The sequence below is a fragment of the Rhizobium sp. WYCCWR 11128 genome (genome assembly GCF_013416305.1).
GTDB classification, from domain to species: Bacteria; Pseudomonadota; Alphaproteobacteria; order Rhizobiales; family Rhizobiaceae; genus Rhizobium; species Rhizobium indicum.
Genome location: NZ_JACCEZ010000003.1, coordinates 249,346 through 270,230, shown reverse-complemented (window position 1 = coordinate 270,230; position 20,885 = coordinate 249,346). Strand labels below are relative to the sequence as shown.

The window sequence follows — 20,885 nt, the reverse complement described above, 5'->3', positions numbered from 1 at the left end:
GTCTATTTTTGTTTGGTTTTTGCTTCCATTCCGGCGGTTATGGCCCGCCTGTGTTTTTTCTCCCGGCTCACCTGCCCTGTTCAGGCGAGGGTCTTGTCGGCCTCCGTTTCGCTGTGATCGAGCGAGGTGATGCGGACGAGGCTTTCCAGTAGCGTCAGCAGATGCTGGCGCATCGCTTCGCCCGCCCTGGCCGGATCGCGGGCGGCGATCGCATCGACGATCGCCGTGTGCTGGTTAAAGGTGACGGGCCGCGTCCGGCTGGCGCTGCGGGCGCGCTCGCGGATCGTCTGCCAGGCCTCGTCCTGGCGCACGCGGTTGATCACGTCGAAGATGGTGAGGAAGAAACCGTTGCCGGCACATTGGGCGATCTGGCGGTGCAGCGCCCCGTCCCAGAGCTCTCGCCCGTCGGCATCGGTGCTTTCGTAGATCTTCTTCACCAGATCATACATGCGCTCGATATCGGCGGCTTTGGCGCGCATGGCGGCAAGCTGGGCGAGCTGCGGCTCGATGCGCAGGCGCACTTCCATGACTTCCATGAGATCGGTGCCGGCAACGATCGAGCCGACATGATCGCTCCAGCCGTCGGGGCGCGGCCCGGCATAGGTGCCGGAGCCTTGGCGGCGCCAGATGCGGCCCTCGGCCTCCAGCACTTCGAGGGCGCGACGGACGGCACGGCGGCCGACGCCAAGCATTTCCGAAAGGGTGCGCTCGGTCGGCAGCTTACCGTCGGTGTCGAGACTGTCGGACCGCAGGAGAGCTCTCAGCCTCTCCAGCGCATAATTCGAATTGCCCTGCGTCTCATCTATCGGCATTCGCTTAAATGGTCCGTACCAATTTTCTATTGGTTCAGTGCAAACCAAATCGCGCCGACCGTCAAGCGCTTTTTTGTGCAAATGGAAATCTGCCCGTTTTTTGCCCAATTGCTGCTATTGTCGCGATACGGGAAAGCAGTCGATCGCGGCGACAGGGCGGCGGCGCGATCGACAATGTCATCCAGAAAAACGCAATTGGTTCAGGTGAAACTCAGGCCGGCGTCCAGCGTGCGGAGAGAAAGACCTGCGGCTCGAAGGCAAAATCCTTGTCGAAGGGGTAGGTCGGATGCTGCTTGCGCAGTCGCGGCAAGCGCTCGACGAACTGATCGACGACACCTGTCGACAGCGCCATCAGGTTCGGATTGGCGATCGGTGCCAGTTCCGGCGAGAGATAGCCGGATTTGACGACGATGATTTTCGCCTGGTGCGGGTCGAGGCCGAGCCGTGTGAAATCGGCGATATTGTGATAGGGCCGGCGCTTGGCGGAGAGCACCAGATCGATACCACTGACCGAAACCACCGCCTGGCGGTCAGAGGGATCTGATGTGTCATGCAGGAACTTGACCGCGAAGCGGGCGATGACCGGCTTGCTGCCCTTGGTGTCGAGCGAGGCGCCGACGCTGAGCTCCAGTTCCGCGCCGATGCCGGCAGCATAACAGGCCTCGGTCGCCGCCTTGTCGGCCATGCCGGCAAAGACCACGCCGGTGGCATCCCTGGCGATCAGTTCCGCCAGCACGTCGGCCCGATCCCCGACGCCGCCGCCGGTCGGATTGTCGCCGGATTCGGCGAGCACAACAGGGGCGGTCGGGCTTGCGATCGCCCTTTCGACGCATTCCTCGAGCGAGCCGGTCTCGCAGCCGAAGACAAAGTCTTCGCGCGCATCCCAATAAGCCCTCGCGAGACGTTTGGCCTCGCGCTCCAGCACGGCGCGGTCGGTGCCGGTCATGATGGCGGCGGCCGTGGCGCGCGGCTCGTCGGCCCAGACGTAGCCGACCATCAGCGATGCATCCCAGACGCCATCGATCGCATCGATCCCAGGCAGCAGGTCATAGAGGCTCTTTGCCGGCTCATCGACGGTGCTGGTGCGCTCGCCGGGCAGCACGACGGGGATCGGCGCCCAGAGAACGACCGGCCGCTCGCCGGTTTTGAGGCTCTTCACCAGCATGGAGACGGAGCGGCGCATCGTCTCCTCGACATCGATATGCGGCGCAGTGCGATAGGTGGAATAGATGTCGAGCGCATCAATGATGCGCTGGGTGACGTTGCCGTGCAGGTCATAGCTGGCCGAAACCGTGCAATCTTCGCCGACCAGCGCACGGGCCGCACTGATCCAGTCGCCTTCGGCATCCTCCATGCCCTCGACATACATGGCGCCGTGCATGGCGAGATAGAGACCGTCGAGCGGCAGCATCGGCTTCAACCGCTCGAGGAATTCACCCTTGAAGGCTTCGTAGGTGGCGCGCGAAACCGGACCGCCGGCAATGGCCCGGGCATGGATCGTCGGCAGGAACTCGGCATCATAATCCCTGAGGAAAGCGAAATACGGCGCGTCCAGCAGCGCCTCGCCGCGCAGCACGCGAAAATCCTTCTCCTCGTTCAGGACGGGATTGTATGTGCTGCACTCGATATGAATGCCACCGACGGCGATGCGCATGGAAAACCTCAGTTGATATTGGGAGCAATCAGGACGTTATGAGCGGCGATGCGTTGGATACGGACCGGTATCGCCCGAAGGAGTTCGTGCTGCGATAAACTGAACATTCAGGGTCCGATCCGAAGACGCGTCCTTTTGCCTCGACAATAAGTTTACAAACGAACCAATCAACCAAAATAAATTACAAACTTGATCTTCTAAGCCGGTGTGGACGTGGACGTGCCATAATCAGTAAGCCTCCGACCTGCTCAGTTTCTTCCGTCGGATGCCGCGGGCCGATTGCTGCCGACAAACATCAGCGTCGCCATAAAGAAAAAATCCCACTTCGGGATCCCGAAATCCCCCCGCTTCGGGATTCCGAAATTCGTCGCGTTTTGGGCGGTGTCGCCACGGGGAAACATCCAATGATTTCAACACCGCAACCAATTTCGGGATTCCGAAGTGCTATATAGATTATGGTGGGGGTCTGGCTGCTGACGCATCGCGAGCGCGAGATCCTACGCGAGGTGGTGACGCGCGGACGCCTCAACAAACAGATCGCTTTCGACCTCCGCATCAGCGACGTCACGGTCAAGCTCAGATGGCTTCGAGGGCTTTTGCTTCCCCGGCGATGAAATCGCAGACCAGTTTTACGCGCAACGGCACAGTGCGACCAAAGGCGTGCAGTGCATTAAAGGGAGCGCTCGGGAACGCAAACCCCGCCGCGAGTGTAACAAGCGTGCCGCCTGCCAGGTCTTTCGCGACCAGACATCGCAGAAGATAGGCTGCTCCCAGCCCACTGAGGGCAGCCTGAATGAGTGCGGCCCCTGAGTCGCAATCGACGCGCCCGAAGGGAATGAAGCTCGTCCCGTCCGGCAGGCGCAGAGGCTGCGTGATACCACCCAGTGCATAGCGGGCAAAGGGCAGAGCGGCCAGCGCTTCGGCAGTTGCGGGATTGCCCCAGGTCTTCAGAAAGGTCGGAGACCCGACGATCGCCATCGGCAGGTCGGCCAGGTGACGAACCATGAGGTCCCCCGGTGCGGGATTTCCAACGCGCAGCACAACGTCGTAGTCCTCCCTGATCAGATCGACGAACCGATCCGTAAGCCCGACTTCGAGATGCAGGTTCGGATAGTCGGCTGCAAAGCTTCCGAAGAGGCGCGGCAGCAATAGAGGCGCCATTTCGCTAGGCATGCTGATGCGCAAGCGACCCGAGGGCGCAACGTCGGACCTGATAGCCTCTTCACTTGCATCCAGGTCCCGCAACAGCGGCGCAACGCGGTCGAAGAAAAGTTGCCCGTCCTGGGTAAGCATCAGGGCGCGCGTGGAGCGCAGGAACAGCCGGGCGCCAATCTTCTTTTCCAGCCGCGCCACGCTCTTCGACACCGCTGACGGTGTCGTCGCCAGATCGCGGGCCGCGGCGCTGAACGATCCGGCCTCTACCGTCCGCACAAAAGCCATCAATCCGGGCATCTCGTTGAGCAGATTCGGCATTTGCACCTCCGCGGCACAGATCATGTGCCCGCCCAGGATCTAATGACGAAGGGTGGCAGCGTTTATCTAATTTCTCGTTGAAAGGAGATAAACAATGCAACACCTCAAAGACAAGGTCGCCGTCATCACCGGCGGCAATAGCGGCATCGGCAAGGCGACCGCTCGGCTGTTCGCGGAAGAAGGAGCGCAGGTCATCATTTCCGGGCGCCGGCAGGATGCTGTCGACCGCGCCGTGCAAGAAATCGGTCCGTCGGCTATCGGCTTCGTGGGTGATGCCGCCGACCTGGAAGATCATCGCAGGCTGGCGGACACCGTGAGGAGCCGCTTCGGCGGGATCGACATCTACATGGCCAATGCTGGGATCATCAATCTCACCACCTCCGCCGAGGTGACTCCGGCAGACTATGACCGGCATTTCGCAATCAATACGCGCGGCGTGTTCTTCGGCGTGCAGACGATCGCCCCTCTGATCCGCGACGGCGGAAACATCATCGTTACGAGCTCGCTTGCGGCCACGAAGGTCCTCCCGGACCATGCCGTCTATGCCGGTTCAAAGGCAGCAACCGCCGCCTTTGCGAAAAACTGGGCGATCGAATTCAAGTCGCGGCGGATCCGCGTCAACATCCTGAGCCCGGGACCGGTCGAGACGGAAATCCTCGCCAAGCTGGGCGTATCGGAGGCCGAGCGGCCGGCATTCGAAGATTACATGGCTTCCCTGATCCCCGCCGGCCGTCTCGGCCGACCGGAAGAGTTGGCGCGCGCCGCACTCTTCCTCGCCTCCGATGCAGGAAGCTTTGTCAACGGGGTCGAGCTTCATGTCGATGGCGGTATGACCCTGGCTTAAAAGGCCTGCCCTTTGCCAGCCCCAACGGCTCTACAACCTGCGAAGCTGTCGGTCCAGTGGCCGAGGCTCGGCAGGTATCGAACGTATCAAGCCCGGCCATCGGCAGCAGAACGGTCCCCACTGGCCGAGATCGACTATCCCTTCCATGATCGCGAGGTGCTGTGACTAATTGCGGACGCATCTGCGTGCATCGCAAGAAGATCAAAATCTGGCCGGACAAAAACTGGGAATCAAGGAGGTCGATGATGATATTTGGCTTGTCAGCTTCATGCACTATGATCTGGGATACATCGATCTGGAGCAGAGGGCTTGCAAACCATAGAAAACCCGTTCGGCACGAGGTTGTCACCCATGTCTTAGGAACAATCCGTTACCTATGTCTTCGGTATGGGAAATTGGAAAACTGGAGCGGGCGAAGGGATTCGAACCCTCGACCCCAACCTTGGCAAGGTTGTGCTCTACCCCTGAGCTACACCCGCTCAATCCGCATCGGTCCGGGGTAGTTGTTGGACCGTGGGCGCCGCCTCGCGGCGACCGGCGCTATATGGCCTAACGGGTTTTCAAATGCAACAGGGAAATGACGGAGAGGCGAAGAAAAATTCTGGTGTTCGCAGACGCCCGGCGGAAAGGCCGCAAATGCGGGGCAAAGCGTCGGTCGCAAAGATTGCCAAACGATGTGGACCGACTTAATCAGGACGCCTCGCTTTTTTCCCTTCCTGCCCAATGGATTGCCCCATGTCAGAAAATGCCCCGAAGACAAGAGAAGAATTGTTTGCCTTTCTCGATGGGCTCGGCATTGCCCATAAGACGATCGACCATGCGCCGGTCTTCACCGTGGCGGAATCGGTCGCCTTGCGCGACGAGATCCCCGGCGGCCACACCAAGAACCTCTTCATCAAGGACAAGAAGGACAGGTATTTTCTGCTGACCGTGGAGGAAAATGCCGAAGTCGATCTCAAGCAGGTGCATAATTTGATCGGCGGGTCCGGCCGGGTCTCCTTCGGCAGGGCGGAAAAGCTGATGGAATATCTCGGCGTCATCCCTGGGGCGGTCACCGCTTTCGGCGCGATCAACGATACCGCGGAGAATGTCACCTTCGTGCTCGACGCGGAGCTGATGGCGCACGAGATCGTCAACTGCCATCCGCTATCCAATGATGCGACGACCTCGATTGCGAGCAGCGACCTTATCCGCTTCATGGAAGCGACGGGACATAAGCCGCTTGTCTTGAAAGTGACGTCCTGACATACGATTTTAGCGCTAAAGCGCGTCGCGATCTTTTAGATTCGCTTGCCGCGCTTTAGTCTTTGGTTTTGCGCATGTCTTTATCGCAAAACCGCCACACAGTTTTGCGCGACATGCTTTAGCAAAGACGCCGGCAGGATCGGCGCGGCGGGAGATACCTATGAGCGGCAGCGACAACCCCTATAACGGTTCCTTCGGAAATCAGATGACGGCGACGACAAGCTTTAGTGCTGCGCCGGAACCCGCGGCTGCGGCCGGCAGCTATATCACGGATACGACGACCGCGAGTTTCGCCAAGGACGTCATCGAGGAATCGCGCAAGCAGCCGGTGCTGGTCGATTTCTGGGCGCCCTGGTGCGGTCCGTGCAAGCAGCTGACGCCGGTCTTGGAAAAGGTAGTCAACGAAGCCAAGGGCCGCGTTCGGCTCGTCAAGATGAATATCGACGATCATCCCTCGATCGCCGGCCAGCTCGGCATCCAGTCGATCCCCGCTGTCATCGCCTTCGTCAACGGCCGTCCTGCCGACGGTTTCATGGGCGCGGTGCCGGAAAGCCAGATCCAGCAGTTCATCGACCGGATCGCCGGTCCGGCCGGCGCCGACGAGGCGGCCGAAATCGAAGCGGTGCTTGCGGAAGCGGCGGAACTGCTTGCCGCCGGCAATATCAACGAGGCCGCTCAGCTCTACGGCGCCGTCATGCAGGCCGATCCCGAGAACGCCAAGGCGCTTGCCGGCATGGCCGAATGCATGATCGCCGCCAACCAGCATCAGCGGGCACGCGAAATCCTGACGGAATTGCCGGAAGAGCTGGCGAAAGACGCCGGCATCCAGGCTGTGCTGATGAAGCTTGAGCAGATCGAGGAGGCCCGCAAGCTCGGCGATCCTGTTGCGCTCGAGCGCGAACTGGCCGCCAATCCCGACGATCACGAGGCACGGATCAAGCTTGCCAAGATTCGCAATGTCGAAGGCCGGCGCGACGAGGCGGCCGACCATCTGCTGCTGATCATGCGCAAGGACCGCGCTTTCGACGATGATGGCGCCCGCCGCCAGCTGCTGCAGTTCTTCGAGGTCTGGGGCTTCAAGGATCCGGCGACGGTTGCAGCGCGTCGCAAGCTTTCGGCGATGCTGTTCTCGTAGGGCGCACCACGGACGGTCTATCGCATTGAATCCGTGCATGATCTTTTCCGAAAGTCGATTCCGATTTTCGGGGTATTCGCAACTGCATAATTCCTTAAATCGGAATCGATTTAAGGTTTAAATTATGCAGTGATTCAAAGTGTTACAGCGTCCTTTGCGCGTCTAAAAAGACGCGCGGCGCTGTAAGTTCGAGCATCTGCCCTTGCGTTTTCGGGCGAGGGCACCACATTCTCGTCAAGACGGGCATGCCCGTTTTACAAGAATGCGGGACGGTTTCATGCAAGTCGGGAATGCCAGATACCTGAAGCCGGGCGATCTGCCTGATGCGATCGCTGTCTTCCCCCTGACCGGCGCCCTTCTCCTGCCGGCCGGGCAGCTTCCTCTCAACATTTTCGAGCCGCGCTATCTGGCGATGCTGGATGCCGCACTGACCGGAAACCGACTGATCGGCATGGTGCAGCCGGCACTCGGCGAACACGAGGACAAGGGCAGCGAGCCCAACCTTGCCGCTGTCGGCTGCCTCGGTCGGATCACCTCCTTCGCAGAGACCGGCGACGGGCGCTACATCGTATCGCTGACCGGCGTCTGCCGCTTCCGGCTGCTGGAGGAAAAAGCGACCAGTGATCCCTTCCGCATCTTCCGTATCGCCCCGTTCATCGCCGATCTCTCGGCCGCAAACGAGGAGGAGGCGGTCGACCGCGCAGCGCTTCTGACCGCCTTCAAGGCCTATCTTGATGCCAACAAGCTGGAGGCAGACTGGGAGAGCGTCGAGCGGGCGAGCAATCTGACGCTCGTCAATTCGCTGGCGATGATGTCGCCCTTCGGGCCGGCGGAAAAGCAAGCGCTGCTAGAGGCGCCCGACCTGAAGACGCGGGCCGAGACGCTGATCGCCATTACCGAAATCGTGCTGGCGCGCGTCTTCGGTGACTCCGACACGGTTCTGCAGTAGACTTCAGCCATGGACGAAAAACTCAGCCGCGTCGATCCAAAGTTGCTCGATCTCCTGGTCTGCCCGCTCTCCAAGGGCCGGCTTTCCTATGATCGCGAACACAATGAGCTTGTCTCGGAAAAGGCACGACTTGCCTATCCGATCCGCGACGGCATTCCGATCATGCTGGTGTCCGAGGCCCGCCGCCTCGACGACTAAAACGCGTCGCGGTTTTCCGTCCGGAATTTCGTAAGAACAAAGGTTAAATCGTCTGGCCGGCAAGCAGCCGCGGATTGTCCTTTGCCGTCGTTCCGGCCGCCTGGCCGATGAAGAAGGATTTGAGACGCGGCAGCCGGTCGACGATGCCGAGGCCGACATCGCGGGCGATGCGGATCGGCGTCGCGTCGTTGGAGAAGAGCCGGTTCAGGACGTCGGTCGTCACCCCCATGCGGAAAGTGTCGAAGCGCCGCCAGGTCTGGTAGCGCTCGAGAATATTGATCGAGCCGATATCGAGGCCGAGGCGGTCGGCCTCCACCACGGTTTCGGCGAGTGCCGCCACATCCTTGAAGCCGAGATTGAGGCCCTGACCCGAAATCGGGTGGATGCCGTGGGCGGCGTCGCCGGCAAGCGCGAAACGCGGCGCGACGAAGGAGCGGGCGAGCGTCAGGCCGAGCGGGAAGGCGCGCTTGTCGCCGATCACTTTCAGGCTCCCAAGCTTGTGGCCGAAGCGGCGTTCGAGTTCTTCCTCGAAGATCAGGTCGTCGGCGGCGACCAGCCGGTTGGCATCCTGCGTGCGCTCCGTCCAGACGAGCGAGGAGCGGTTGTTCTTGAGCGGCAGGATGGCGAAGGGGCCGGCCGGCAGAAAATGTTCCTCGGCGCAGCCGTCATGCGGCCGCTCGTGTTCGACGGTTGCAACGATGCCGGACTGGCCGTAGTCCCAGGTGACGGTCCTGATGCCGGCGAGATCGCGCAGCGTCGAGCGCACGCCGTCGCAGGCAACCAGCAGCCGGGTTTCCAGCGCGCTGCCGTCCGAAAGCGTGACGGTGACATGGGTGTCATGGGTCTTCAGCTCCGTGGCGCCGAGCCCGTGGCGGATGTCGATGCCGAGCCGGTCGCAGGCGCCGCGCAGGGCGGCGACCATCGCGACATTCGGTATCATGTGGGCGAAAGGCCGGCCGTCGGCCACTTCTCCGTCGAAGGTCAGAAAAACCGGACGCACCGGATCGGAGGTCTTGGAATCGGTGACGATCATTTTGGTGATCGGCTGGGCTTCCGGTTCGATTTCGTTCCAGATGCCGAAGATCTCGAGCATCTTCGCCGCCGCCGCGATGATGGCGGAAGCGCGCGTATCGTTTTTCCAGACATGTTCGGGCGCCGCCTCGACGACGGCGACATTCAGATGCGGCGCGGCCTGTTTGACCGCGACAGCGGCGGAAAGGCCGACATAACCCCCGCCCACAACCAGCATGTCCAGCATCGCGCCGCTCCCGTACCTTATGCCTCAGATGTGCTCTATATAGATCATCGCAACCTCACTTCCTACCGCTGGGAGACATAGAAATGACGGGCGAGACATCATGGCCTTCGGCGATGGAGACGCTGCTTTCGACGCTCGACCTCGAGCCGATCGAGGTCGATATCTTCCGCGGCCGCAGCCCCAAGGTCGGCTGGCAGCGGGTCTTCGGCGGCCAGGTGATCGGCCAGGCGCTGATGGCGGCGCAGCGCACCATCGAGGGCGAGCGTTTCGTCCATTCGCTGCATGCTTATTTCATGCGTCCCGGCGATCCCACGGTGCCGATCATCTATCAGGCGGAGCGCATCCGCGACGGATCGAGCTTCAACACGCGGCGTGTCGTCGCCATCCAGCACGGCAAGGCGATCTTCGCGCTGTCGGCCTCCTTCCAGGTGGAGGAGCCGGGCTTCGAGCACCAGATCGCGATGCCCGAGGTCGAGATGCCGGAGGCGCTGCTCGGCGAGCAGCAGATCAAGGAACAGTATCTGGCCCACGCGCCGGAAGCGATCCGAAAATACTGGCAGCGTGAGCGGCCGATCGAGATCCGTCCGGTCTCGCTGACGCATTATTTTTCCGACAGGAAACTCGATCCGAAGCAGGATGTCTGGGTGCGCGCCACCGGTCCGGTTCCCGACGACCGGCTCTATCAGGCGGCGGTGCTTGCCTATCTTTCGGACATGACGCTGCTCGATACGTCGCTCTATGCGCACGGAACGTCCATCTTCGACCAGAGCCTGCAGGTGGCGAGCCTCGATCACTCCATGTGGTTCCACAGGCCCTGCAAGCTCGACGACTGGCTGCTTTATACGCAGGACAGTCCGTCGGCTTCAGGCGCCAGGGGATTAACCCGGGGTAGCCTGTTTACACGATCCGGTAGCCTGATCGCATCGGTCGCGCAGGAAGGCCTGATTCGGAAAAAGGCAAATGAATAAAAATTGTGCAACTTTATAAATTTGCGCGTTATTTGTGCGCTTATTGGCCAATCATTTGCCTGTTTATTGGCACTATTTATTATAACCTTTACTTTTCAATAACTTACCACCCGCCTCGAATCTGGCACGTCCCTTGAATGTGTATTGGCCGGTCGCTGTTCAGGAACGTCAGCGGCAAGGAGAGTCGGCTCCGCGCCGAGGATAACGAAGGATGGGAAACCAGATGAAAATTGTGATGGCCATTATCAAGCCGTTCAAGCTCGATGAGGTCCGCGAAGCCCTTACGGCGATCGGTATTCAGGGGCTGACAGTAACCGAGGTGAAGGGCTACGGGCGCCAGAAGGGGCACACCGAAATCTATCGCGGCACCGAATATGCAGTCAGCTTCCTGCCGAAGCTCAAGATCGAAATCGCGGTTGCATCAGAACTCGTCGACAGGGCGGTCGAGGCCATTGCGGCATCGGCCAAGACCGGCCAGATCGGCGACGGCAAGATCTTCGTCTATTCGATCGACCATGCCGTGCGCATCCGTACGGGCGAAACCGATTCAGAAGCGCTGTAAGAACGGCAGATCAAGGAGCTTTTTCCAATGTCAATTTCGAAGTTTTCTTCCACCTTTGCGCGGCTTTGCGCAGCAACGGCTGCCCTTCTGGCGCCGGCCGTTGCTTTCGCGCAGGAGGCTGCACCAGCTGCCGCCACCGCTGCTGCTGCTCCTGCTTTCACCATGGACAAGGGTGACAATGCCTGGATGCTCGTCTCCTCGGCGCTCGTCCTTTTGATGACCATTCCCGGCCTTGCGCTTTTCTACGGCGGTCTCGTCCGCGCCAAGAACATGCTCTCGGTGCTGATGCAGGTTTTCATGATCACGGCCGTCGTGGCGCTGCTCTGGGTGACCTACGGTTATTCGCTCGCCTTCACCGACGGTGGCTCGCTGAACAGCTTCGTCGGCGGCTTCTCCAAGGCGTTCCTCGCCGGCGTCAATACCTCGTCGCTCGCTGAAACCTTCTCGAAGGGCGTCGCAATTCCGGAATACACCTTCATCGTGTTCCAGATGACGTTTGCCTGCATCACCCCCGGCCTGATCGTCGGCGCGTTCGCCGAACGCATCAAGTTCTCGGCCGTCATGCTCTTCGTCGTGCTCTGGGTCACCTTCATCTACTTCCCGATGGCACACATGGTCTGGTTCTGGGGCGGTCCGAGCTCCTACACCTCGCCGGCCGGCCTGATCTTCTCCTATGGCGCAATCGACTTTGCCGGCGGCACGGTCGTTCATATCAATGCCGGTATCGCGGGGCTCGTCGGCGCCATCATGCTCGGCAAGCGCACGGGCTATAAGAAGGAAATCATGGCTCCGCACTCGATGACGCTGACCATGGTCGGTGCCTCGCTGCTCTGGGTCGGCTGGTTCGGCTTCAATGCCGGGTCCAACCTCGAAGCCAATTCCTATGCCTCGCTTGCCTTCATCAACACCTTCGTCGCCACGGCTGCCGCCGCTGTGTCCTGGTGCATCGTCGAAACCCTCACCCGCGGCAAGGCTTCCATGCTGGGTGGCGCTTCCGGCGCCGTCGCCGGTCTCGTCGCCATTACCCCGGCGGCAGGCTTTGCCGGCCCGATGGGCTCGATCGTTCTCGGCTTGATCGTTTCGCCGGCCTGCTACTTCTTCGTTGACGTCGTGAAGAACAAGTTCAACTACGACGACAGTCTCGACGTCTTCGGCGTCCATTGCGTCGGCGGCATCATCGGCGCTCTCGGCACCGGTATCCTCGTCAACCCGGCACTCGGCGGTGCAGGCATCGTCGATTATTCCACCGCGGATTTCGCAGCCTCCTATGCCGGCACGGCAACCCAGGTCTGGGCTCAGGCCAAGGGCGTGCTGACGACGCTGCTGTGGTCGGGCATCGGCTCGGCGATCCTCTACAAGATCGTCGACGTCGTCATCGGCCTGCGTGTGACCGTCGAAGCCGAACGCGAAGGTCTCGACCTTTCGACCCACGGCGAAGCCGCCTACCACTCTTCCTGATCACAGGGTTTGCGGCGCCCGGCAGAAGGGCGCCGCTTCACGGCCCGTCGCGGCCTATCTAACCATAGACCGCATTTGGCCCGGACCTTTCAAGGTTCGGGCTTTTTTCATTTCCCGGTTCGGAATGCACGTCCAGGCATGCATGGTTAACATCGCTTTAACCCGGCTCTGATTAGGTAGAGCGGACGCATTTTGGCACGGCGAAGCTTCAGCGATTCGCGTGTCCTCAGGCATTGGACGGGTTAGACACATGGCAAGAAGCACGTCGCCGGCAATGGATGGCCGTCCGGATCGGTTCTCCTTCTCGGCATTCATGCTACGGCAGATCCAGGCGCTCATCGGCTTTGCGATCTTTCTGCTGCTGGCGTTCTGCGTCGCGGCGCTGGCGACATGGAATGTTGCGGATCCGAGCTATTCCTATGCGACCGCCAACTCGCCGACGAATATTCTCGGTTACACCGGTGCTGCTTTTGCCGATATCGTCATGCAGTTCCTCGGGCTTGCCAGCGTCGTTTCGATGTTGCCGATCGTCGCCTGGGCGCTGACGCTGATCTCGGGCCGCCGCTTCAGCCGTATTCCCGCCCGTGCCGGCGCCTGGTTCGGCGGTTCGGTGCTTTCCTGCGCCGTACTCGGCTGCTTTCCGCCGCCGCTCACCTGGCCGATCCCGAACGGCATCGGCGGTGTGATCGGAGATATGATCCTGCGTTTTCCCGCACTCTTCGTCGGCGCTTATCCCACCGGCACCTTCGCCATGGTGGTCGGCTGCATCTTTGCCGCGCCGACCGCCTGGATGATGCTCTTTGCCTCAGGCCTCGTCGGCCGCAGCGACGCAGACGACGAGATCGAGGAGGACTACGTTGATACCCGTAGCAAGGCTCGCGTCGTCGGAGACGAGGACGAGGAGGAGGACGAGTCCCGCTGGGTCGCTTTCAGCGGTGCCGTGACGCATGCCTGGTACATGAGCCAGGGTCGGCTGCGCCGGCTCTTCGGCATGGGACCGCGCAAGCGCCGTCAGGGCGATTACGAATCACCTTATGATTTCAACGATGACGAATTCGGCACGCTGAACGAACCCGTTCGTGCCAAGGCGCCGACCGTCCGCGGCGAGCGCATGGAACCGTCGATGGAGCCATCGATGGGAGCAAGGGCGGCATCACCGCGGCGCATCGTCTCGGCGCCGTCGATGTCCATCGATGACGATGACGATAATGACGACGACCTGCCCTTCGATAACGACATGCCGCCGCGCCCGGCCGATATCCTGCCCGACGACGATGATGACGACTGGATGATCCGCGCGCCGGCAAAGGCCGCCGGCAAGCCGGAACCACGCGTCGTCCCGGTGGTCGCGCGTCCGAAGCCCAGCGCCCGCATCGAGCGGGAAGCGCAGGGCTCGTTCATTCGTCCCGAGGGTTTCCAGCTTCCGTCGATGCATCTGCTCGCCGAACCGAAGAATGTCGTGCGCGACTCCACGCTTTCGGCCGATGCGCTGGAACAGAATGCCCGGATGCTCGAGGGCGTGCTCGAAGATTTCGGCGTCAAGGGCGAGATCATCCATGTCCGCCCCGGCCCTGTCGTCACGCTCTACGAACTGGAGCCGGCGCCCGGCATCAAGTCGTCGCGCGTCATCGGCCTTGCCGACGATATTGCCCGCTCGATGAGCGCCATTGCCGCCCGCGTCGCCGTCGTGCCCGGCCGCAACGCGATCGGCATCGAATTGCCGAACCAGACGCGTGAGACCGTCTATCTGCGCGAACTCGTCGCCTCCCGGGATTTCGAAGGCAGCAAGGCGAAGCTCGCCATGGCGCTCGGCAAGACGATCGGCGGCGAAGCCGTGATCGCCGATCTCGCCAAGATGCCGCATCTGCTCGTCGCCGGCACCACCGGTTCCGGCAAGTCGGTCGCCATCAACACGATGATCCTGTCGCTGCTCTATCGTATGACGCCGGAACAGTGCCGGCTGATCATGATCGACCCGAAGATGCTCGAGCTCTCCGTCTATGACGGCATCCCGCATTTGCTTTCGCCTGTCGTCACCGATCCGAAAAAGGCCGTCGTCGCGCTCAAATGGACGGTGCGCGAGATGGAAGAGCGCTACAAGAAGATGTCGAAGATCGGCGTGCGCAACATTGACGGCTTCAACACCCGCGTCGAGCAGGCGCTGTCGAAGGGCGAGGCGATCTCGCGCACGGTGCAGACCGGCTTCGACCGCCATACCGGCGAGGCGATGTACGAGACCGAAGAATTCGATCTGCGGCCGATGCCCTATATCGTCGTGATCATCGACGAGATGGCCGACCTGATGATGGTCGCCGGCAAGGATATCGAAGGCGCCGTCCAGCGTCTGGCGCAGATGGCGCGTGCGGCCGGCATTCATGTGATCATGGCGACACAGCGTCCGTCGGTCGACGTCATCACCGGCACGATCAAGGCGAACTTCCCGACCCGCATCTCCTTCCAGGTGACCTCGAAGATCGACAGCCGCACCATTCTCGGCGAACAGGGCGCCGAACAGCTGCTCGGCATGGGCGACATGCTCTACATGGCGGGCGGCGGGCGTATCCAGCGCGTGCACGGCCCGTTCGTTTCGGATGTCGAGGTGGAAGAGATCGTCTCCTACCTGAAGACCCAGGGCTCGCCGCAATATCTCGACGCGATCACCGCCGATGACGATGAAGACGGCGATTACGGCGGCGGTGGCCCGGCCGGCACGTCCAATCTTTCCGAATCGGAAGATCCCTACGACCAGGCGGTCGCCATCGTGCTGCGCGACGGCAAGGCGTCGACCTCCTACGTCCAGCGCCGGCTGGGCATCGGCTACAACCGTGCCGCCTCGCTCGTCGAGCGCATGGAGAAGGAGGGCATCATCGGACCGGCCAACCATGCCGGCAAACGCGAGATCCTTGTTCCGACCGAAGGCGACATCCTCGACCGCTGACAGAACAGGCATATATTTCCAATACAGCCGCTTTTGCGGAAACCTGATAGCGTCGAAGCCGTTACCTCTCGCAGGCCGATCGCAACGCCTTGAAGACGCCGCCTTTCGGCAGCATGCAGATCGCATAAAGGAGATTTAGATGAGTCACTCCGATACCTTCCTCTCCGGCCTGACGGTAACGCGCCGCGACCTTCTCGGCGCCTTCGCCGTCGCTGCGATAACGAGCGCTATTCCCTTCGGCGCTTACGCGCAGGCGGCGGCTCCCGCCTCCGGCAAAGCGCAGGCGATCGCCGATCATTTTTCCGGTGTCACGACAATGCAGGGCGAATTCGTGCAGTTCGGCCCGCGCGGCGAACAGACCGGCGGCAAGTTCTTCATTCAGCGCCCCGGCAAGCTGCGCTTCAACTATGACGATCCGTCGCCGATGCGGGTAATTGCCGACGGCAAGAACGTCGCCATCGGCAATACGAAGCTCAAGACCTGGGATCTCTATCCGCTCTCCAAGACCCCGCTCAGCCTGCTCCTGGCGCAGCGTATCGACCTGTCGGCCGGCATGGTGAAGGGCGTGAAGGAAGAGTCCGACCTGACGACGATCGCGCTCGGCAACAATACGGTGTTTGGAAACTCGACCATCACCATGATGTTCGACCCGAAGACCTACGACCTGCGCCAGTGGACGATCACCGACAATCAGGGCAAGGATACCTCGGTGATGATCTTCAACGTCAAAACCGGCATGCAGTTCGACGATCGCGTCTTCCGCGTGCCCTATGAGACCATTCCCGGCACGCCTCAGTCGCGCGACTGAGAGCTTTTCGGTTGATCGCCGGCCGCTTTTACCAGATCCAGATGTTTTCAGGCCGGATTAGGTTGAAAACATCCGGATCTGAATCAAAGATTTGAGCATGATGTCGTCCGAAAACCGCTCACACTTTTCGGCATCATGCTCTGTCTCTTTGTTTCCACGCAATTCCGGACGCAAAGCCGCTGCGCACTTTTGCTGGAATTGCGCTAGCGGCCGGTTCCCTCGCGTCCACCTTTGTTTTAAAGCCCTTTCATAAAGCGCATCGCGTCGAGCCGGGGTTCGGCCGGCATGCGGGCATTGGACGCGAGAGGGTATGGGGCATGGGCTTTTCGATCACCACCTGGAACATCAATTCGGTGCGGCTGCGCATGCCCATCGTCGAGCAGCTCGTTCTCAAGCACAGGCCCGATATCCTCTGCCTGCAGGAAACCAAGGTGACGAACGACCTGTTTCCCGCGGCACCGCTCAGGGCGATGGGCTATAATCACATCATCATCCATGGCCAGAAGGGCTATCACGGCGTGGCGATCGCCTCGCGCATTCCGTTGACCGAGGATCACCGGCAGGATTATTGCGGCGTCGGCGATGCGCGCCACATCTCGGCGATCTTCGAGCACGGCAATCGCCGCGTTCGGCTGCACAATTTCTATGTCCCGGCCGGCGGCGACGAGCCGGATCGCACGATCAATCCGAAATTCGGCCACAAGCTCGATTTCATCGAGGAGATGAAGCTGCTGAAAGCCAATGGCGAGGCCAACACCTCAGCCATCCTCGTCGGTGACCTCAACATCGCGCCGCTGGAGCATGATGTCTGGTCGCACAAGCAGCTTCTGAAGATCGTCAGCCATACGCCCGTCGAAACCGAGGGGCTGCTCGAGATGATGAAGCGCGGCGCCTGGCTCGATCTGATGCGCCAGCATGTGCCTGCCAGCGAGAAACTCTACACCTGGTGGAGCTACCGCGCCAAGGATTGGGAGGCCGCCGATCGCGGCCGTCGTCTCGACCATATCTGGTCGTCGTCGGATCTCGGGCCGCATCTGAAGCGGATAGAAATCCTGAAGGAGGCGCGCGGCTGGGACCGGCCCTCCGACCACGTACCGGTGACGGCGCATTTCGATTTCTAGGGCGATGCGGTTCAGCTTTTCGTAAAGCGGAGAACTGCTCTAACCGGGATCAGTTGAAGCGGTAGAACTGGCTTGCGGCCTTTGCCGCGAGTTCGGCAAGATTGTCGCGGATCCGGTTCTCGATCAGTCGGGCTGCGTCCGGATATTCCTCGATCAGCCGGTGAAAGAGGGCGCGGGTGATGCGGATGATGCTGGTGTCCTCGCGCGCTACCGCGGTGAACTTACGCTCTACCAAGGTCACCAGCGCCAGTTCGGAAACCAGGGTTCCGGGGCCGGCGATCCCCCCTGTCCTCTGCATGCCGTCGCTGCTCGTTGCGCTCAGCTCCAGGCTGCCGCTGAGGATGACATAGGCGCTCTCGGCGGGCGAGCCCTGGCGAAACAGCATCTGGCCGGCAGCGATCATGCGCCGGTCGGCGCCAAAGGCGATCAACCGCAGCTGATCCTCGTTCATGTCTTTGAACAGAGGAAGCTGCGCGAGCATGTGGATGTCGTCGGTCAGCGCCATGCGGGCTTTTCGCCTTAGAGCAATTCCAGCAGAAGTGTCTAGCGGTTTTGCCAGGCAAAGCGTGAAACGCTTTTGCCGGGAATTGCGTGAAAACAAAGAGATAGAGCACTTCCGTGATTTGGAAAAACGGAAATGCTCTAGGGTATGATCTTGTAGCCGCCGTTTTCCGTGACGAGGATTTCAGCATTGGAGGGATCGCGCTCGATCTTCTGGCGCAGGCGATAGACGTGGGTTTCCAGCGTATGCGTCGTCACCCCGGAATTATAGCCCCAGACCTCTTCGAGCAGCACGTCGCGGGTGACGACCTTCTGTTCGGCGCGGTAGAGATAGCGGATGATTGCCGCTTCCTTTTCCGTCAGCCGGATCTTCTGGCCGTTATCGGTGGTCAGGAGCTTCTGGCTCGGCTTGAAGAGGTAGGGGCCGACGGTGAAGGTCGCGTCCTCGCTCTGCTCATGCTGGCGCAGCTGCACGCGGATGCGGGCGAGCAGCACGGCGAAGCGGAAAGGCTTGGTGACATAATCGTTGGCGCCGGCTTCGAGACCGAGGATCGTGTCCGAATCGGTATCGTGGCCAGTCAGCATGATGATCGGCGCCTTGAAACCGCCCTTGCGCAGCAGCTTCACTGCCTCGCGGCCGTCCATATCGGGCAGGCCGACATCCATAATCAGCAGGTCGATCGGCGTCGCGCGGGCGGTCGCGACACCCTTGCCGGCGTTGGCTTCCTGCAGAACCGTGAATTCCTCATACAGCGACAATTGCTCCGTCAGCGTCTGCCGAAGGTCATCGTCGTCATCCACCAGAAGAATGGTGCGTGCGGTCATGCCGTTTGCGTCCTCATGTTAAGTCCCCTAGTCCTACGCCAAATTCCTGGTTTGGCAAGGATCGGGCAGCGGGCTGTTGCCGGGTCGGTTTCGATATGATTTCAATCGAAGCCCCAGACAAGGCACGACATGCGAGAAAAATGGAAAAAGCAAGGCAGAGGCGAGGTATGACGCCGTCGACGATCGTGGTGCGTCCTGCGCCGGGGCGCAAGAGCCGGGCGATCGTCCGGTTCGGCGCCATCACCGTGCCCGCTGCGATCGGCCGCTCCGGCCGCACCGTGATGAAACGCGAGGGCGACGGCGCCACGCCGATCGCCTCGATGAGGCTGATATCGGGCTTCCGGCGTGGCGAGCGGAACGGCCGGCTCGTCACTCCGCTTTCCATCCGCCGCATCCGGCCCGACATGCTCTGGTGCGATCAATCTGACAATGCCAGCTACAACCGCCTCGTCCGGGCGCCGTTCAGCGCAAGTCACGAGGAGATGCGGCGCAGCGACTGGCTCTACGATATCTGCCTGGTGATGGACTGGAACATCTCCTCGCGTGCGCGCAATCGCGGCTCGGCGATCTTCTTTCATCTCATCCGGCCGGGCTACGAGCCGACGGCGGGCTGCGTGGCGGTGAGCCTGCGCGACATGCGCCGCCTGCTGCCACACATTCGAAAGGGAACGATTGTCCGCGTCGTCTGATTGTCTTCCGGATGCGGTCACCTATATGTTTCCGGTGACCGAACGCTCCGGCTGAAATGCGTTCAGGGACGTCCGCAAGCGCGGGCGCAATTCATGCCTCGTCCAATTCTTCAAACTCCCGGAGATATATTGTGACCGCTCAACCTATCATCACTTTCCATGACGGACATTCCATTCCACAAATCGGCCTCGGCGTCTGGCAGACGCCGCAGGATATTGCCGCTCCCACCGTGCGCACGGCGATCGCCGCCGGCTATCGTCACATCGATACGGCTTCCGGCTACGACAACGAAGAGGGCGTCGGCGAAGGCATCCGCTCTTCCGGCCTCAACCGCAAAGACATCTTCGTCACCACCAAGCTCAGGAATACCGATCAGGGCTATGACAATACACTGCGCGCCTTCGACGGCAGCCTGAAGAAGCTCGGTTCCGAATATGTCGACCTCTATCTCATTCACTGGCCGTCGCCGCATCGCGGCCTTTATACCGAGACCTGGAAGGCTTTCGCGCGGATCCGGGAAGAGGGCCGCGCCCGCTCGATCGGCGTGTCGAATTTCTATCCTGAACATCTCGAGCGTATCATCGGCGAAACCGGCGTCGTTCCCGTCATCAACCAGATCGAGCTGCATCCCGACTTCCAGCAGAAAGTGGCGCAGGAAGCTCACAAAAAGCTGAACATCGCCACCGAATCCTGGAGCCCGCTCGGCCAGGGCAAGTTCATCTCAAACGCGGATATCGGCAAGATCGCCAAGAAGCATCAGAAGACGCCGGCCCAGGTCATCATTCGCTGGCACATCGACACCGGCCTCGTCGTCATCCCGAAATCGGTGACGCCGTCGCGTATCGAGGAGAATTTCCAGGTATTCGACTTCAAGCTCGATGCCGACGATATGGCCGCGATCGCCAAGCTCGACAGCGCCGGTGCCCGCATGGGACCTGACCCGCACACAGCGACCTTCTAAGCGTCGTCCCAATCATTGCCAAGCCAATCAGCGGCGGCCTCGGGAGAGATCACCCGCGGCGGCCTTTCTATGATGGGCCTGCCGCTTCAATAATTACATTTGGACGAGCCGTTGGTCGGGGTAAAACCGTAGTTGCAGGCATTGTTCAGGCGCTGCGGCCGTCCGATCGAGCCGGTATATTCGTCCGAAGCAAAGGCGCGCGAGGGATACCAATAGCCGTTCGAGCTCTTGATATAGCCGGGCCGCGCGCTGCTATAACCGCGATATCCGTTGAGAGTTGGTGCCTTGCCTTGCGCAACCTGTTGCCACAAGCCGGAAGAGACCGTCATCGGCGGTGCCGGCGGATGGATCGGCGCAGCCGCAGCGGCATCGATTGATGCCAGCGACGCGAACACGCCCAGGATGGTTTGCGGCAGGCGTCCTGCCATTTTCTGTCTCATGGCTATTCTCCCAGATCACACAACGCGGAACTTTGCTCCTGCATA

The 20,885-nt window shown here is 61.0% G+C and carries 20 protein-coding genes, 1 tRNA gene and 1 pseudogene; 14 read left to right on the top strand and 8 right to left on the bottom strand.

The genetic code is table 11. The features are described 5' to 3' along the window. Positions 1–80: 80 nt before the first annotated feature. Positions 81–812: a FadR/GntR family transcriptional regulator gene (locus HX898_RS13700; protein ID WP_180194884.1), complete on the bottom strand. Its 732-nt coding sequence runs from the start codon at positions 810–812 to the stop codon at positions 81–83. Between the two features lie 211 nt (positions 813–1,023). Continuing rightward, positions 1,024–2,466, bottom strand: coding sequence for a M81 family metallopeptidase (locus HX898_RS13695; protein WP_180194883.1), 1,443 nt, complete (start codon positions 2,464–2,466; stop codon positions 1,024–1,026). Positions 2,467–2,939: 473 nt separating this feature from the next. Here HX898_RS13695 and HX898_RS13690 point away from each other — a divergent pair. Beyond that, positions 2,940–3,044 (top strand): annotated as a pseudogene (locus HX898_RS13690) (LuxR C-terminal-related transcriptional regulator); the annotation flags it as partial. Here the strand turns inward: HX898_RS13690 and HX898_RS13685 are convergent. Further along, positions 3,043–3,939, bottom strand: coding sequence for a LysR family transcriptional regulator (locus HX898_RS13685; protein WP_138389423.1), 897 nt, complete (start codon positions 3,937–3,939; stop codon positions 3,043–3,045). The pseudogene HX898_RS13690 and the gene HX898_RS13685 sit on opposite strands and share 2 nt — an antisense overlap. Before the next feature lie 94 nt (positions 3,940–4,033). Here HX898_RS13685 and HX898_RS13680 point away from each other — a divergent pair, with 94 nt between their 5' ends. After that, complete coding sequence (locus HX898_RS13680) at positions 4,034–4,783, top strand: glucose 1-dehydrogenase (protein ID WP_138389424.1); 750 nt, start codon at positions 4,034–4,036, stop codon at positions 4,781–4,783. 404 nt (positions 4,784–5,187) lie between these two features. On the opposite strand, the gene HX898_RS13675 is transcribed toward HX898_RS13680, so the two are convergent. Continuing rightward, positions 5,188–5,262, bottom strand: a tRNA-Gly gene (locus HX898_RS13675). 256 nt (positions 5,263–5,518) lie between these two features. Between HX898_RS13675 and HX898_RS13670 the strand changes: the two genes are divergently transcribed. The 4 genes from HX898_RS13670 (at position 5,519) to HX898_RS13655 (ending at position 8,310) form a co-directional block, all read left to right on the top strand. Next, a complete protein-coding gene (locus HX898_RS13670; RefSeq protein WP_138389425.1) occupies positions 5,519–6,028 on the top strand; it encodes a prolyl-tRNA synthetase associated domain-containing protein in 510 nt (169 codons plus the stop codon). Positions 6,029–6,188: 160 nt separating this feature from the next. Continuing rightward, positions 6,189–7,163, top strand: coding sequence for a thioredoxin (gene trxA / locus HX898_RS13665; RefSeq protein WP_138389426.1), 975 nt, complete (start codon positions 6,189–6,191; stop codon positions 7,161–7,163). A gap of 262 nt (positions 7,164–7,425) precedes the next feature. After that, positions 7,426–8,112: an LON peptidase substrate-binding domain-containing protein gene (locus HX898_RS13660; RefSeq protein WP_171600225.1), complete on the top strand. Its 687-nt coding sequence runs from the start codon at positions 7,426–7,428 to the stop codon at positions 8,110–8,112. Positions 8,113–8,121: 9 nt separating this feature from the next. Continuing rightward, the gene (locus tag HX898_RS13655) at positions 8,122–8,310 is read left to right on the top strand and encodes a Trm112 family protein (protein ID WP_017962471.1); all 189 of its coding nucleotides are present in this window, start codon (positions 8,122–8,124) and stop codon (positions 8,308–8,310) included. Positions 8,311–8,353: 43 nt separating this feature from the next. Here the strand turns inward: HX898_RS13655 and HX898_RS13650 are convergent, their stop codons facing one another. Beyond that, the gene (locus tag HX898_RS13650; protein WP_138389427.1) at positions 8,354–9,568 is read right to left on the bottom strand and encodes a ubiquinone biosynthesis hydroxylase; all 1,215 of its coding nucleotides are present in this window, start codon (positions 9,566–9,568) and stop codon (positions 8,354–8,356) included. 83 nt (positions 9,569–9,651) lie between these two features. On the opposite strand from HX898_RS13650, the gene tesB reads away from it, so the two are divergent. The 6 genes from tesB (at position 9,652) to HX898_RS13620 (ending at position 17,423) form a co-directional block, all read left to right on the top strand. Further along, entirely contained in the window at positions 9,652–10,536 is an 885-nt protein-coding gene (gene tesB / locus HX898_RS13645) for an acyl-CoA thioesterase II (RefSeq protein WP_138331857.1), read from the top strand. 211 nt (positions 10,537–10,747) lie between these two features. Then, a complete protein-coding gene (locus HX898_RS13640; protein WP_003543684.1) occupies positions 10,748–11,098 on the top strand; it encodes a P-II family nitrogen regulator in 351 nt (116 codons plus the stop codon). Positions 11,099–11,125: 27 nt separating this feature from the next. Next, positions 11,126–12,556: an ammonium transporter gene (locus HX898_RS13635; RefSeq protein WP_138331856.1), complete on the top strand. Its 1,431-nt coding sequence runs from the start codon at positions 11,126–11,128 to the stop codon at positions 12,554–12,556. Positions 12,557–12,806: 250 nt separating this feature from the next. After that, complete coding sequence (locus HX898_RS13630) at positions 12,807–15,494, top strand: DNA translocase FtsK (RefSeq protein ID WP_171600223.1); 2,688 nt, start codon at positions 12,807–12,809, stop codon at positions 15,492–15,494. A 139-nt stretch (positions 15,495–15,633) separates the two neighbouring features. After that, positions 15,634–16,302, top strand: a complete 669-nt coding sequence (locus HX898_RS13625) for an outer membrane lipoprotein carrier protein LolA (RefSeq protein ID WP_138331854.1) — start codon at positions 15,634–15,636, stop codon at positions 16,300–16,302. Between the two features lie 317 nt (positions 16,303–16,619). Further along, complete coding sequence (locus tag HX898_RS13620) at positions 16,620–17,423, top strand: exodeoxyribonuclease III (protein ID WP_180194882.1); 804 nt, start codon at positions 16,620–16,622, stop codon at positions 17,421–17,423. A gap of 49 nt (positions 17,424–17,472) precedes the next feature. On the opposite strand, the gene HX898_RS13615 is transcribed toward HX898_RS13620, so the two are convergent. Together HX898_RS13615 and HX898_RS13610 are read right to left on the bottom strand one after the other, a co-directional pair. Continuing rightward, positions 17,473–17,928, bottom strand: a complete 456-nt coding sequence (locus HX898_RS13615; RefSeq protein WP_029870886.1) for a cyclic nucleotide-binding domain-containing protein — start codon at positions 17,926–17,928, stop codon at positions 17,473–17,475. Positions 17,929–18,065: 137 nt separating this feature from the next. After that, entirely contained in the window at positions 18,066–18,749 is a 684-nt protein-coding gene (locus tag HX898_RS13610; protein WP_017995455.1) for a response regulator transcription factor, read from the bottom strand. Positions 18,750–18,916: 167 nt separating this feature from the next. Between HX898_RS13610 and HX898_RS13605 the strand changes: the two genes are divergently transcribed. Together HX898_RS13605 and HX898_RS13600 are read left to right on the top strand one after the other, a co-directional pair. After that, positions 18,917–19,438 (top strand): L,D-transpeptidase family protein, encoded by a 522-nt coding sequence (locus HX898_RS13605; RefSeq protein ID WP_138331853.1) that lies wholly within the window; start codon positions 18,917–18,919, stop codon positions 19,436–19,438. Between the two features lie 131 nt (positions 19,439–19,569). Further along, the gene (locus tag HX898_RS13600) at positions 19,570–20,400 is read left to right on the top strand and encodes an aldo/keto reductase (protein WP_180194881.1); all 831 of its coding nucleotides are present in this window, start codon (positions 19,570–19,572) and stop codon (positions 20,398–20,400) included. Between the two features lie 86 nt (positions 20,401–20,486). Here the strand turns inward: HX898_RS13600 and HX898_RS13595 are convergent, their stop codons facing one another. Next, entirely contained in the window at positions 20,487–20,840 is a 354-nt protein-coding gene (locus tag HX898_RS13595) for a cell surface protein (RefSeq protein WP_180194880.1), read from the bottom strand. Between the last annotated feature and the right edge of the window lie 45 nt (positions 20,841–20,885).